Origin of the sequence: Agromyces sp. NPDC057679 (assembly GCF_042799635.1) — a bacterium.
Lineage (GTDB): Bacteria > Actinomycetota > Actinomycetes > Actinomycetales > Microbacteriaceae > Agromyces.
Window position 1 is genome coordinate 1,267,218 of record NZ_JBHVIK010000002.1, and the last position, 12,233, is coordinate 1,279,450.

Consider the following 12,233-nt stretch of genomic DNA (forward strand, 5'->3'; position numbering starts at 1 on the left):
TCGTCGCATCTGCAGACGCGACCGTGCGCCTCGGCGATCGCCCGTCGGTCCGTGATACGGGCCGGCGGCCGGCCGCGGGACGCTCAGTTCCAGTCGACGGCGTGGGCCCAGCCGGCGATGTACGCGCGTTCGTTCTCGTCGAGACGGACGGGTGCACGCGGCATCCTCGCGTCGGACTCGCAGAGTTCGAGGATGCGCCGCACCACGACCATTCGGAGCGGGGCGTGGAGATCCTCGAGGATCTCCCACCGGAGGGGGCCCTCGAGCATCGGCCACCAGATGCCGACCGGCGGCAGGGCCGTGGTGAGGCGCCGCGGGTGCGAGGGACGATCGATGGTCGAACTCATCGGACGTCCTCCTCGGAGATCCTGCCGGTCTCGGGATCGCGGACCACGACGCGTTCGTCGGCGTCGGCGTCCTCCTCTGCCTGCTGATGCTGTTCGGCTGCCCGGAGCGCGGCCTCCTGCTCGTCCTGGGCGCCGGGTTCGTCGGATCGCACGTCACTCATGGAGACTCCTCGCGCCATCGAGCCCCGTCGGCCCCGGCACGTCCGACGCTACGCGGAGCGCGCGGCAGACGCGAGGGATTGACCCGCCCGACCTCCGGTGCTACCGCCGCGGGGCGCTGAGGTGCAGGATGGTCGGATGGACCTCCCGGTGATGCCGCCAGTGCCGCCCATGCTCGCCAAGTCGGTGAAGGAGATCCCAGACACCGGCCACGTCGAACCCAAGTGGGACGGGTTCCGCACGATCGTGTTCAAGGACGGCGACGAGATCGAGCTCGGCAGCCGCAACGAGCGGCCGATGACGCGCTACTTCCCCGAGCTCGTGGCCGCGCTCCGCGAGAACCTCCCAGCGCGGTGCGTCGTCGACGGCGAGATCATCATCGCGACCGAGGGGCGGCTCGACTTCGAGGCCCTGCAGCAGCGGATCCATCCCGCCGACAGCCGGGTGCGGATGCTCGCGGAGCGCACTCCGGCCGCCTTCGTGGGCTTCGACCTGCTCGCCTCGGGCGACCACGACCTCATGGCCCGGCCGTTCTCCGAGCGGCGGGCGCGTCTCGTCGACGCGCTCGCCGAGGCATCCGACCCGGTCTTCACGACCCCCGCGACGAGCGACCCGGCCGTCGCGCGCGACTGGTTCATGCGCTTCGAGGGGGCGGGTCTCGACGGCGTCGTCGCGAAGCCGCTCGACGGCGCGTACCTCCCCGACAAGCGTGCGATGTTCAAGATCAAGCACGAGCGCACGGCCGACTGCGTCGTCGCCGGGTACCGGTGGCACAAGTCGGGCGACGTCGTCGGCTCCCTCCTGCTCGGGCTCTACGGCGACGACGGTCGGCTGCAGCACGTGGGGGTGGCGGCCGCCTTCTCGATGGCGCGCCGGGCGAGCCTCGTCGCCGAGCTCGAGCCGCTCGTCGCCACCGACCTCGCCGGGCACCCCTGGGGCGAATGGGCCGACGAGTCCGCGCAGCAGGGCGGCCGGCTGCCGGGCGCGGTGAGCCGGTGGAACGCCGGCAAGAACCTCTCGTTCGTGCCGCTCCGGCCCGAGCTCGTCGTCGAGGTCGCCTACGACCACATGGAGGGCGACCGATTCCGCCACACGGCGCAGTTCCGCAGGTGGCGCCCCGACCGCACGCCCGAGAGCTGCACGTACGCCCAGCTCGAGGCGCCCGACGGGCTCGACCTCGCCGAGATCCTGCCGCTGCGGGAGTGAGCCGCGAGGCCCGGGAGCCGGCCCGCGTCAGAGCACGGTGCGCAGGCCCGCCGGCATCGCCGTGTGGTGCTCGAACACGAGGTTCGTCTCGGTGAGGGCGACCGCGGGGTTCGCCGAGAGGTTCTTCAGCACGAACTGACGCACGTGGTCGCTGTCGCGCACGCGCACGTGGATGAGGAAGTCCTCGGAGCCGCCGAGGAAGAAGAGCTGCGCGACCTCGGGCTGGGTGCGGAGCTCGTCGGAGATCTGCTCCATCAGATGACGGGCACCGGGCCGGATGCGCACGCTGACGAGCGCCTGCAGGTGGTAGCCGAGCGCGGCGGGCGAGATCTCGGCGGTGTAGCGCACGATGACGCCGCGCTCGCGGAGCGAGCGCACCCGGGCGAGGCAGGTCGAGGGCGAGACGCCGACGGCGCGCGCGAGATCGACGTTCGGGATGCGTGCGTTCTCGTGCAGGAGCGCGATGATCTGCCGGTCGACGCCGTCGAGCACGACGGGCGCGGGCTCGACGCCCGGGGCGCTGATCTGCGGTGCATCCGCCATCGAAACCCTCGCTATCGCATGAATGAATCGGAGATCTCGATTCTACCGAATCATCCACGGTTGATCTTTCAGAATGACGAACAAGCGGCGATGATGTTCGCATCCATCCACATTCCATTCGGTCGACTGTGCTGTCGGCCGAGAGCTGTTCGGAGTAACCATGCGTATCGGCGTGCCCGCTGAGATCAAGAACAACGAATTCCGCGTCGCGATGAACCCCGCCGGCGTCCACGCGCTCACGCAGCGCGGCCACTCGGTCGTCATCGAGTCGGGCGCAGGCACCGGCGCCGGCTACACCGATGCCGAGTACGTCGAGGCGGGCGCCGGCATCGTCGCCACCGCGGGCGAGGCCTGGTCGGCCGAGCTCGTGCTGAAGGTCAAGGAGCCCGTCGCGAGCGAGTACGGCTACCTCCGCGACGACCTCACCCTCTTCACCTACCTCCACCTCGCGGCCGACCTGCCCCTGACGAAGGCCATCCTCGACTCGGGCGTCACGGCGATCGCCTACGAGACCGTGCAGCTCGCCGACCGCTCGCTGCCGCTGCTCACCCCCATGAGCGAGGTCGCCGGGCGCCTGGCCCCGCAGGTCGGTGCCGCCGAGCTGCACGCCTCCAAGGGCGGACGCGGCGTGCTCCTCGCGGGCGTGCCCGGAACGGCCCCCGCGAACGTCGTCGTCATCGGCGGCGGCGTCGCCGGCGAGCAGGCCGCGGCGACCGCGCTCGGCCTCGGGGCCGACGTCACCGTCTTCGACATCTCGCTGCCGAAGCTGCGCGAGATCGACGGCCGCTACCACGGCCGCATCAAGACCATGTCCTCCTCGTCGTACGAGATCGCCCGCGCGCTGAAGACCGCCGACCTCGTCGTCGGCGCCGTGCTCATCCCGGGTGCGGCCGCGCCGAAGGTCGTGACCGACGAGATGGTCGCGACGATGAAGCCGGGCGCCGTGCTCGTCGACATCGCCATCGACCAGGGCGGCTGCTTCGAGGGCTCGCGCCCGACGACCCACGCCGAGCCGACCTTCAAGGTGCACGACGCGATCTACTACTGCGTCGCGAACATGCCCGGCGCGGTGCCCGCGACGTCGGCGCCCGCCCTCATCAACGCGACCCTGCCGTACGCGCTGAAGATCGCCGACCTCGGCTGGGAGGCGGCGCTCGCGGGCGATGCCGCGCTCGCCAAGGGACTCAACGCGACCGGCGGCAAGCTCACCTACGAGCCCGTCGCAGCCGCGCACAGCCTGGAGTACACGGCTCGCTGAGCCGGCGCGGGGCGCGCGTCGCGCCCCGCCGAGCTTCACCCCTCGCAGCCGATCGACCGCCACTGCACAGGCGGTCGCGAGGGGTGCGGAAACGTCGCGCAGGGCGTGCTCCCGCTGCCCAGCGCGACCGGATGCCCCGCCCACGACTCGTGGGCGGGGCATCCGTCATTCTGCGTCGGAGACGAGCCGCGGATCAGGCGAGGCTGAGGAAGAGCCGTTCGAGCTCCTCGACGTCGGGCTTCGACGCCGCCCCGCGTTCGGCGGAGGCGCCGCCGGTCGCCTCCTGCTCGTCGGCGAGGCACTCGCGCAGCGCGGAGGAGATGATCGCGAACCCGGCGCGGTCGAGCGCGCTCGAGACGGCCGCGAGCCGGGTGACCACGGTGCGGCAGTCGGCGCCCGACTCCACGGCCTCGATGACGGCGCCGAGCTGGCCCCGTGCGCGTTTCAGGCGGTTCGCGATGCGGCGCTGCTCGGCGAGGCGTGCGGCGTCGGTCTCGGCCCCGATCGCCCCGGCGGCCTCGCCCGCGCCGCTCATTCCGTCCCGCCCGTCTCGACCGGGAGCCCGGCGCGGTACCACTGCAGGATGCCGCCGTCGATGTTCACGGCGTCGACGCCCTGCTGCTCGAGGTAGACCACGGCCTGGGCGCTGCGCCCGCCGACGTGGCACATGACGTACACGGTGCGGTCGCGCGGGACCTCGTCGAGGCGGGCGACGAGTTCGCCGAGCGGGATGTGGTGCGCGCCGTCGACGCGCGCCTGGGCGAGCTCCTCGGGCTCGCGCACGTCGATGATGTACGGGTCGTCGGCGGCGTGCACTTCGGTGGGGGAGAGGGACTGCATCGGTGGGGCCTCGTTTCTGTCGTCAGGTCGGATGGTCGGGGTCGGCGTGGGGTGATCGTCGGAGGGCGGGCCTCAGGCGGCGGCCGCCCGGTCGCGGTCGGATGCCTCGCCGGCCGCGAGTTCGCGGGCGCGCATGCCGTCGCGCCAGGTGAGGAAGCCGCCGTCGAGGTTGACGACGTCGTGGCCGAGCGAGGCGAGGAGGCGGGCCGCGGTGTGGGCGCCCTGGCCGACCCGGCATTGCACGACGACGCGACGGCCGGCGAACTCGGCGTGCGTCTCGCGCAGCCGCTCCACGGGCAGCCAGCGCGACCCGGGGATGCGTCCCTCGGCCAGCTGCGCCTCTGCGCGCACGTCGAGCAGCGCGGCGCCCTCCTCGAGCACCGCGTCGAGCTCGTGCCACTGGACGACCCGGTCGATGCCCGTCGCGAGGTTCTCGGCGATGTAGCCCAGCTGGTTCACCGGGTCCTTCGCGTGGCCGAACTGCGGGGCGTAGGCGAGCTCGAGTTCGGCGAGCGAGGAGGCGGTCATCCCTGCGCCCATCGCTGCGGCGAGCACATCGATGCGCTTGTCGACGCCGTCGGTGCCGACGGCCTGGGCGCCGAGGATCAGGTCGCTGGCGGCGTCGACGACGAGCTTCAGCGACATCGGCGACGCGCCCGGGTAGTAGCCCGCGTGCGAGAGCGGGTGGGAGTGGATGACGCGCACGGCCCGGCCCCGCTCGCGGGCGGTGCGCTCGGTCCATCCGACGCTCGCGACCGCGAGCCCGGCGACGTCGATGATCGCGGTGCCGAGCGCAGGACGGGCGGAGGCGACGCGCCCGGCGATGGCGTCGGCGGCGGCCCGCCCGTGGCGGTTCGCGAGGCCGGCGAGCGGCACGAGGCGGGGGCCGCCGTCGACGGCGTCGCGCTGCTCGACTGCGTCGCCGACGGCGAAGATCGCGGGGTCGCTCGTGCGGTGCGAGCGGTCGACGACGATGCCGCCGCTCGGCCCGATGGCGAGGCCCGCCGCGGCGGCGAGGCCCGTCTCGGGCACGACGCCCATCGCCGCGACGACGAGGTCGGCGGCGAGCCGGGTGCCGTCGTCGAGTCGCACGTGGTCGGTCGCGACGTGGTCGACGGTGCGGCCGAGCCGCAGGGCGACCCCGTGCGCGGCGAGGTGGTCTGCGACGGGCGCCGCCATCTCCTCGTCGAGCGAGCCGAGCACCTGTCCGCCGCGCTGCACGAGGGTCGTCGCGAGCCCGCGGCGGGCGAGGTTGTCGGCCATCTCGAGGCCGATGTAGCCGCCGCCGATGACGACGGCGTCGCCGGCGGGCGCGTCGTCGAGGCGATCCATGATGCGGTCGAGATCGTCGAGGGTGCGCAGGGTGTGGAGCGGGGCGCCGGTCGCGACGTCGCGGGGGCGGCGCGGCGCGGCGCCCGGCGCGAGCACGAGTTCGTCGTAGTGCAGCGTGTCGACGACCCCGGTCATGAGGGAGCGCACCGCGACGGTGCGCGCTGCGCGGTCGATCGCGATCGCCTCGTGACGCACGCGCACGTCGAGTCGGAACCGTTCGCCCAGCCGCTCGGGCGTCTGCAACGAGAGGGCGTCGCGCTCGGCGATGACGCCCGACACGTGGTACGGCAGGCCGCAGTTCGCGAACGAGACCGCGGAGCTGCGTTCGACGACGATGATCTCGCGTTCCTCGTCGAGGCGGCGCAGGCGGGTGGCTGCGGACATGCCTCCGGCGACGCCGCCGATGACGACGGTGACGCGCGGTGAGTGCGGGGCAGGGGAGAGCGGGAGCATCCGATGACGGTAGCACGATACCCTGGGGGTATCGAATGAGCGCCCGATGCGGCGATGCTCCGAGGAAATCGCGTGTTTCGCCTTAGTGTGTCGGTGTGCAGCGGCTCGATCGGAACGACGACGCCGAGGACGAGATCCTCGGCGAGGAGGCCGATGCCGCAGCCGACGACCTCACCCCGGACCACATGCAACAGGACATCACGAGCCCCGACGGCGTCAGCCTCGGCGATCCCGAACTCATCGCCGGCAACGTCGCCGAGCCCAGCTGGCGACGCTGGAGCGCCGAACTCTCCTCGGTCGGCGGGCGCTCGCCGCTCGTGCGGTTCGTCGACACGCCGCGCACCCGCATCGAGCTCTCCACCACGCATCCGGGCGGGCTGCCCCAGTTCATCACCGGCAAGTCGACGCTGCTCTCGAGCCTCATCCGCGACGAGCTCGCGCTCCGCAACGCGCGACTCGCGGCCGCCGAGATCACCCAGAAGGGGATCGAGCTCCGGAGCGTCCGCGGCATCGAGTCGGTCCACCTCGCGATCGGGCTGGCCTCGTGGCGCAACGACGGCGAGGAGTACCTCGCGCCGGTGCTCCTGCGTCCGCTCGCCATCCGCCGCTACGGCCGTGACTTCGAGCTCAAGCTCAAGGGCCAGCCCTTCCTGAACCCCGCGCTCGCGCGCGAGCTCCGCGAGCAGTTCCAGATCACCCTCGACGCCGAGGCGTTCGTCGCGCTCGCGATCACCAACGGCGCGTTCAAGCCGCAGCCCGTCATCGACCGGCTGCGAGGCCTCACCAGCCATCTCCCGTGGTTCCAGGTCGCACCGCGACTCGTCGTCTCCTCCTTCGCCGAGGTCGGCCCTGAGATGGCGGCGGATGCCTCGCGGCTCGAGCATCCCGTCATCGACGCCCTCGCGGGCAACCCGGCGGCCCGTGCCTCGGTCGCCGCCGCGCGCGAGGAGCCCGCGCGCCCCGTCTTGCAGGACGAGCGGCCGCCGTCGACCGACACCCTGCTCCTCGACGCCGACCCCGAGCAGGAGCAGGTCGTCGCCGAGATCGAGGCGGGCGCCTCGGTCGTCGTGAAGACGCTGCCGGGCACCGGCGGCACGCAGACGGTCGTCAACGCGATCGGCGCCCTCGTCGCGAAGGACAAGCGGGTGCTCGTCGTCGGTTCGCGTCGAGCGAGCCTCGACGGCATCGCCCACCGCCTCGGCCAGATCGGTCTCGGCGGCGCCGCCGTCACGACCGCGGGCCTCCGGCGCGAGCTGATCCAGTCGATCTCGCGCAACGAGAAGGCCGAGCGCCCGCGCGTGGCCGACGTCGACGACGCGCTCGTCCGGCTGCGCAAGGTGCTGCTCGACTACCGCACGGCGCTCACACGGCGCGACCCCGAGCTCAAGGTCTCGGTGCTCGACGCGCTCGGCGAGCTCGCCCGGCTCGCCCTCGTGCCCACCCCGCCCTCGACGACGGCGAGGCTCGACCACGCCGCACTCGTCGCCCTCTCGAGCGGGCGGGGCGACGTCGCACGCGAGCTCGCCCGGGCCGCCGAGCTCGGCGAGTTCCGCTACGGCCCCGGCGACTCGCCCTGGTACGGCGCCTCCTTCGCGACCTCGGCCGAGGCGACGAACGCCCACGAGCTCGCGAAGCGACTGAGCAGCGTCGAGGTGCCCCGGCTCCTCGAGCGCGGTCGCGCGCTCATCGCGCAGACCCGCCTCCGCGACTTCGAGTCGATCGCCGAGCTCGGCGTCTTCCTCCGACTCCTCCTCGACGTGCGCGAGACGCTCGACCGGTTCCAGCCGTCGGTCTACGATCGCCCGCTCGGCGAGCTCATCACGGCGACGGCGCCCCGGCGCGAGTCGCCTGGCATGTCGGGCGCCAACCGCCGCAGGCTCCGCAGGCACGCCCTCGAGTACGTGCGCCCCGGGGTGCACATCACCGACCTCAACGCGGCGCTCCGCGGCATCCAGCAGCAGCGCACGCTGTGGCAGCGCTACTCGGACGCCGGCGCTATCCCGGGCGTCCCGGTCGGACTCGACGACGTGCACGTCGCGTTCCAGCACGTCGCGACCGACCTCGCCACCCTCGACGCGCCGCTCGACGTCGTCGGCACGCCGCGTCAGCTCGCGGCGCGTCCGATCCGCGAGCTCGTCGCGACGCTGGCGGGGCTCGCCGCCGACTCCGAGGTGCTCGCGAACCTGCAGGAGCGCACCGCGATCCTCGGGCGCCTGCGCGACCTCGGCCTCGACCCGCTCCTGCTCGATCTCGCGCGGCGCCACGTGCCCGAGCCGGCCGTCGCCGGCGAGCTCGAGCTCGCCTGGTGGCAGTCGGTGCTCGAGCAGGTGCTCGCGAGCGAGAAGGCGCTCCTCGGCGCGAACACGACCGTGCTCGATCGGCTCGAGGGCGACTTCCGGCTCGTCGACGAGGCGCACGCCTCGGCCGCGGGCCCGCTGCTCGCGTGGCGGCTGGCCGAGAACTGGAAGGTCGCGCTCGTCGACCACCCCGACGAGGCCGGCAAGCTCAAGCGGATGCTCCGCGGCGACCGGGTCCGCGTGAGCGCCCTCCAGGCCGAGGTCCCGAACCTCTTCCGCGTGCTCGCGCCCGTCTGGCTCGCCTCGCCCTACGAGGTCGCCGGGATCGACGAGCGGATCCAGTTCGACACCGTGCTCCTCGTCGATGCGGGGGCGACCACGATCGCCGAGAACCTCGGCGCGATCCGCCGTGCGAAGCAGGTCGTCGCGTTCGGCGACCCGGTCACGCAGACGCCGACCCTGTTCGAGACGGGCATCGACGACGGCGACCAGCCGGTCGAGGCCGACCACGGCGTCGACGCCCTCCACGCCGACTCGGCGCTCGCGCGCCTCGGCGAGCTCCTGCCGACCCTCACCCTCACGCGCAGCTACCGTGCGGGCGGCGAAGACCTCGCCGAGCTCGTCAACCGCCGCTTCTACGCCGGGCGCATCGTCTCGATGCCGTGGGCGGGCAGCTTCCTCGGCCACGGCAGCCTCGGGCTCCACTACGTCGCGGGCAACGGGCTCCCCGACGCCGTGACCGGGACGGTCGAGTCGATCGACTCCGAGGTCGCGAAGGTCGTCGAGCTCGTGATGGAGCACGCCGTCAAGCGGCCGCGCGAGTCGCTCATGGTCATCACCGCGAGCACCCGCCACGCGGCGCGCGTGCACCAGGCCGTGCTCGCGGCGTTCGCCAAGCGCACCGACCTCTCCGCGTTCATCCTGAAGGACCGCGCCGAGCCCTTCACGGTGCTGACGCTCGAGCAGGCCGTCGCGCAGAGTCGCGACCGCGTGATCTTCTCCATCGGCTACGGGCGCACCCCGCACGGGCGCCTGCTCTCGAACTTCGGCTCGCTCGGCGAGCCCGGCGGCGACCGGCTGCTCGCGGTCGGCATGACGCGCGCCCGGCGTTCGATGGACCTCGTCTCGGCGTTCCGGCCGGAGGACATCGACGAGTCGCGGCAGAGCCACGGCGTGCTCGCCCTGGCGAACGTGCTCACGCAGACCGAGGAGCGTGCCGCCGACCAGGGCGAGGCGGACCCGCCCGGGCCGATGCTCCGCGACCTCGGCGCCCGTCTCGAGCGCCGCGGCATCCGGGTGAGCGTCGGTCACCGCGGGCGGCTCGCCCTCGCGGCGGCCCACGCCGGCAAGGCCGTGGTGGTCGAGACCGACGACGCCTTCACCGGGCAGAGCCTGCGCGAGTCGCTGCGACTGCGCCCCGACGTGCTGCGCCGGCTCGGCTGGCACTACCTCCGGGTGCACAGCTTCGAGCTGTTCGGCAATCCCGATGCCGTGGCCGCGCGGGTCGCGACCCTGCTCGGCAAGCCCGACCCGGCCGTCGCCGAGGGCGACGTGCCGCCGCGCGCGCCGTGAACGACGAGCAGGAGCACGAGTCGACGCCCCGCCAGCGCGTCGAGCGCGCGCCGGGCCGCGCGCGGCGGGCACGGCTCACGCCGGCCCCGGGATCCGACCCGTCGCCCGAGGCGCCCGTCGAACGCGAGGCGCCGCCCACCGATCCCGATGCCGCGTCGTCGGCCGGGCGGAAGCCCTCGCCCGACGACGAACGGCTCACGCGCGACCGTCCGCCGCACTGGCGGCGCGACTGACCGGTCCCGCCCGCTCGCGGCCCGCGACGACGAACCGCCCGGCAGGGCCGCGTTCGCGGCCGCCGGGCGGCGCAGCTCGTTCGTGCCGGTGCCCGTCGGGCTAGTCGCCCGCGTGGCGCCCCGTGGCGGTGCCGCCGGCCGACGGCCCCTGCTCGGCGAGGAGGTCGCGGATCTGCGCGAGCACGGTGAGCTCGGTCTCGGGCTCCTCGGGGTCGGGCTGCCCGGCCTTCCGCTTCTGCTCGGCGCGCTCCTTGAAGTGGTTCATCGGCATGACGAACACGAAGTAGACGACGGCGGCGACGGCGAGGAACGAGATGATCGCGCCGATGATGGCGCCGAATTTGAAGTCAGTGTCGCCGATGGTGACGACAAGTGCCTCGTCGAGGGTCTTCGCATTGAATACGAGCCCGATCAGTGGATTGATGAGGTTCGCGACGATCGCATTCACCACCGAGGTGAATGCGGCACCGATGACGACCGCGACGGCGAGGTCGATGACGTTGCCCCGCATGATGAATTCCTTGAAGCCCTTGATCACGGCTTCCCCCCTCCGGAGTCGATTCGGACGGGCACCACGCTAGCCGAGGCTCAGGACGAAGCCGAAGCGCCCCCGCCGCTCGACGCGGGCTTCGACGACGACGACGAGCTCGAGCTCGACGAGGAGCTCGACGACGAGGCATCCGACTTGCCCGACGCGCCGCCGGAGCCGCTCGACCGCGAATCGGTGCGGTAGAAGCCCGAGCCGTTGAAGGTCACGCCGATCGTGTTGAAGAGCTTGCGCAGCTTGCCGCCGCACACCTCGCACACCGTCAGCGTGTCGTCGGTGAACGCCTGGTGGATGTCGAAGGCGTTGTCGCACTCGGTGCAGCGGTAGGAATACGTGGGCATGGAACTCTCCGGTCGTGGAGACCGGCCGATCCGGTCAGAAGGCGATGATGCGGGTGGGGGTCACGACGCCGTTCACCGGCTGGTCGTGCACCTCGCGCGGCACGTGCTCGACGAACTCGCTGTCGAAGACCACGGCGTACACCGGTGGACATTTTCCCATCGATCCGAGGGTCTTGTCGAAATAGCCCCGGCCCCAGCCGAGGCGCATGCCGCTCGCGTCGATCGCGGCGGCCGGGATGAGGATGAGGTCGACGTCGTTGATCGCCATCGGGCCGAGCAGCTCGCCGACGGCCTCGGGCGTGCCGTGGAGGCCGACCGTCTCGGTCGCCTCCTCGCCGACGGTCCAGTCGAGCAGACCGTCCTCGCGGGTGACCGGGAAGAGCACCCGGATGCCCCGAGCCTCGGCCCAGTTCACGAACGGCCTCGTGTCGGGCTCGGACGGCATCGACAGGTAGCACGAGATGGAGTCGGCCTCGGTCGAGCCGATGAGCTCTTCGAGCCGCGCCGTGAAGCCCTCGGTCGCGAGTCCGCGCTCATGCGCCGTCATGTTCCTGCGGCGTTCGCGGAGCTCGGCGCGCAGGATGCGCTTCTGGACGTCCGGATCCTCGGGCATGGCACACATCCTAGGCCGCGGCCCTGCGGAGGGGCAGCCGGGGCGGGTCTGCGAGGGGCGAACGGCTACGCTTGAGGCCATGACGCAACGGATCACGAAGGCGGTCATTCCTGCGGCTGGGTTGGGGACGCGGTTCCTGCCGGCGACGAAGGCGATGCCGAAGGAGATGCTGCCGGTGGTCGACAAGCCGGCGATCCAGTACGTGGTCGAGGAGGCGGTTGCCGCGGGGCTGACGGACGTGTTGATGATCACGGGTCGGAACAAGAACGCGTTGGAGAACCACTTCGACCGGGTCGCGGAGTTGGAGGCGACCCTGGAGCGCAAGGGCGATACCGCGAAGCTCGAGAAGGTGAACGAGTCGACCGAGCTGGCCGACATGCACTACGTCCGGCAGGGTGACCCGCTGGGGTTGGGGCATGCGGTGCATCGGGCGCACATGCATGTGGGCGACGAGCCGTTCGCGGTGCTGCTGGGTGATGACATCATCGACGC

The 12,233-nt window shown here is 72.4% G+C and carries 14 protein-coding genes; 5 read left to right on the plus strand and 9 right to left on the minus strand.

All coding sequences use genetic code 11. The annotated features are described in order from the left end of the window. Nucleotides 1-83: 83 nt before the first annotated feature. Together ACFVAJ_RS12770 and ACFVAJ_RS12775 are read right to left on the minus strand one after the other, a co-directional pair. Complete coding sequence (locus ACFVAJ_RS12770; RefSeq protein ID WP_376944557.1) at nt 84-347, minus strand: hypothetical protein; 264 nt, start codon at nt 345-347, stop codon at nt 84-86. Continuing rightward, nucleotides 344-508, minus strand: a complete 165-nt coding sequence (locus tag ACFVAJ_RS12775) for a hypothetical protein (RefSeq protein ID WP_376944559.1) — start codon at nt 506-508, stop codon at nt 344-346. The genes ACFVAJ_RS12770 and ACFVAJ_RS12775 overlap by 4 nt, the downstream gene beginning before the upstream one ends. Nucleotides 509-644: 136 nt before the next feature. Between ACFVAJ_RS12775 and ACFVAJ_RS12780 the strand changes: the two genes are divergently transcribed. Further along, nucleotides 645-1,712, plus strand: coding sequence for an ATP-dependent DNA ligase (locus tag ACFVAJ_RS12780; RefSeq protein WP_376944561.1), 1,068 nt, complete (start codon nt 645-647; stop codon nt 1,710-1,712). 27 nt (nt 1,713-1,739) lie between these two features. Here the strand turns inward: ACFVAJ_RS12780 and ACFVAJ_RS12785 are convergent, their stop codons facing one another. Beyond that, the gene (locus tag ACFVAJ_RS12785) at nt 1,740-2,255 is read right to left on the minus strand and encodes an Lrp/AsnC family transcriptional regulator (RefSeq protein ID WP_376944563.1); all 516 of its coding nucleotides are present in this window, start codon (nt 2,253-2,255) and stop codon (nt 1,740-1,742) included. Nucleotides 2,256-2,415: 160 nt separating this feature from the next. Here ACFVAJ_RS12785 and ald point away from each other — a divergent pair, with 160 nt between their 5' ends. Then, nucleotides 2,416-3,513, plus strand: coding sequence for an alanine dehydrogenase (ald, locus tag ACFVAJ_RS12790; protein ID WP_376944565.1), 1,098 nt, complete (start codon nt 2,416-2,418; stop codon nt 3,511-3,513). 193 nt (nt 3,514-3,706) lie between these two features. On the opposite strand, the gene ACFVAJ_RS12795 is transcribed toward ald, so the two are convergent. From ACFVAJ_RS12795 to ACFVAJ_RS12805, 3 genes are all read right to left on the minus strand, one after another. Continuing rightward, a complete protein-coding gene (locus ACFVAJ_RS12795) occupies nt 3,707-4,048 on the minus strand; it encodes a metal-sensitive transcriptional regulator (protein ID WP_376944567.1) in 342 nt (113 codons plus the stop codon). Further along, nucleotides 4,045-4,353, minus strand: a complete 309-nt coding sequence (locus ACFVAJ_RS12800) for a rhodanese-like domain-containing protein (RefSeq protein ID WP_376944569.1) — start codon at nt 4,351-4,353, stop codon at nt 4,045-4,047. The genes ACFVAJ_RS12795 and ACFVAJ_RS12800 overlap by 4 nt, the downstream gene beginning before the upstream one ends. A gap of 72 nt (nt 4,354-4,425) precedes the next feature. Then, nucleotides 4,426-6,138, minus strand: a complete 1,713-nt coding sequence (locus tag ACFVAJ_RS12805; protein ID WP_376944571.1) for an FAD-dependent oxidoreductase — start codon at nt 6,136-6,138, stop codon at nt 4,426-4,428. A gap of 95 nt (nt 6,139-6,233) precedes the next feature. Between ACFVAJ_RS12805 and ACFVAJ_RS12810 the strand changes: the two genes are divergently transcribed. Further along, nucleotides 6,234-10,007, plus strand: coding sequence for an AAA family ATPase (locus ACFVAJ_RS12810; RefSeq protein ID WP_376944573.1), 3,774 nt, complete (start codon nt 6,234-6,236; stop codon nt 10,005-10,007). Then, complete coding sequence (locus ACFVAJ_RS12815; protein WP_376944575.1) at nt 10,004-10,240, plus strand: hypothetical protein; 237 nt, start codon at nt 10,004-10,006, stop codon at nt 10,238-10,240. Before ACFVAJ_RS12810 ends, ACFVAJ_RS12815 begins: the two co-directional genes overlap by 4 nt. A 100-nt stretch (nt 10,241-10,340) precedes the next feature. Here ACFVAJ_RS12815 and mscL read toward each other — a convergent pair whose 3' ends face one another. The 3 genes from mscL to ACFVAJ_RS12830 are packed head-to-tail and all read right to left on the minus strand — an operon-like array spanning nt 10,341 to nt 11,741. Then, nucleotides 10,341-10,778, minus strand: coding sequence for a large conductance mechanosensitive channel protein MscL (gene mscL / locus ACFVAJ_RS12820; RefSeq protein WP_376944577.1), 438 nt, complete (start codon nt 10,776-10,778; stop codon nt 10,341-10,343). Between the two features lie 50 nt (nt 10,779-10,828). Further along, a complete protein-coding gene (locus ACFVAJ_RS12825) occupies nt 10,829-11,128 on the minus strand; it encodes an FmdB family zinc ribbon protein (RefSeq protein WP_376944579.1) in 300 nt (99 codons plus the stop codon). 34 nt (nt 11,129-11,162) lie between these two features. Next, complete coding sequence (locus tag ACFVAJ_RS12830) at nt 11,163-11,741, minus strand: 5-formyltetrahydrofolate cyclo-ligase (protein WP_376944581.1); 579 nt, start codon at nt 11,739-11,741, stop codon at nt 11,163-11,165. 79 nt (nt 11,742-11,820) lie between these two features. Here ACFVAJ_RS12830 and ACFVAJ_RS12835 point away from each other — a divergent pair. Continuing rightward, nucleotides 11,821-12,233 (plus strand): UTP--glucose-1-phosphate uridylyltransferase (locus ACFVAJ_RS12835; protein WP_376944583.1); only part of this gene is annotated, 413 nt, incomplete at its 3' end.

Bases quoted from the DNA above. Each gene is read 5' to 3' on its own strand.
- ACFVAJ_RS12770 (WP_376944557.1), bottom strand. From the start codon at position 347: ATGAGTTCGACCATCGATCGTCCCTCGCACCCGCGGCGCCTCACCACG.
- ACFVAJ_RS12775 (WP_376944559.1), bottom strand. From the start codon at position 508: ATGAGTGACGTGCGATCCGACGAACCCGGCGCCCAGGACGAGCAGGAG.
- ACFVAJ_RS12780 (WP_376944561.1), top strand. From the start codon at position 645: ATGGACCTCCCGGTGATGCCGCCAGTGCCGCCCATGCTCGCCAAGTCG.
- ACFVAJ_RS12785 (WP_376944563.1), bottom strand. From the start codon at position 2,255: ATGGCGGATGCACCGCAGATCAGCGCCCCGGGCGTCGAGCCCGCGCCC.
- ald (WP_376944565.1), top strand. From the start codon at position 2,416: ATGCGTATCGGCGTGCCCGCTGAGATCAAGAACAACGAATTCCGCGTC.
- ACFVAJ_RS12795 (WP_376944567.1), bottom strand. From the start codon at position 4,048: ATGAGCGGCGCGGGCGAGGCCGCCGGGGCGATCGGGGCCGAGACCGAC.
- ACFVAJ_RS12800 (WP_376944569.1), bottom strand. From the start codon at position 4,353: ATGCAGTCCCTCTCCCCCACCGAAGTGCACGCCGCCGACGACCCGTAC.
- ACFVAJ_RS12805 (WP_376944571.1), bottom strand. From the start codon at position 6,138: ATGCTCCCGCTCTCCCCTGCCCCGCACTCACCGCGCGTCACCGTCGTC.
- ACFVAJ_RS12825 (WP_376944579.1), bottom strand. From the start codon at position 11,128: ATGCCCACGTATTCCTACCGCTGCACCGAGTGCGACAACGCCTTCGAC.
- ACFVAJ_RS12830 (WP_376944581.1), bottom strand. From the start codon at position 11,741: ATGCCCGAGGATCCGGACGTCCAGAAGCGCATCCTGCGCGCCGAGCTC.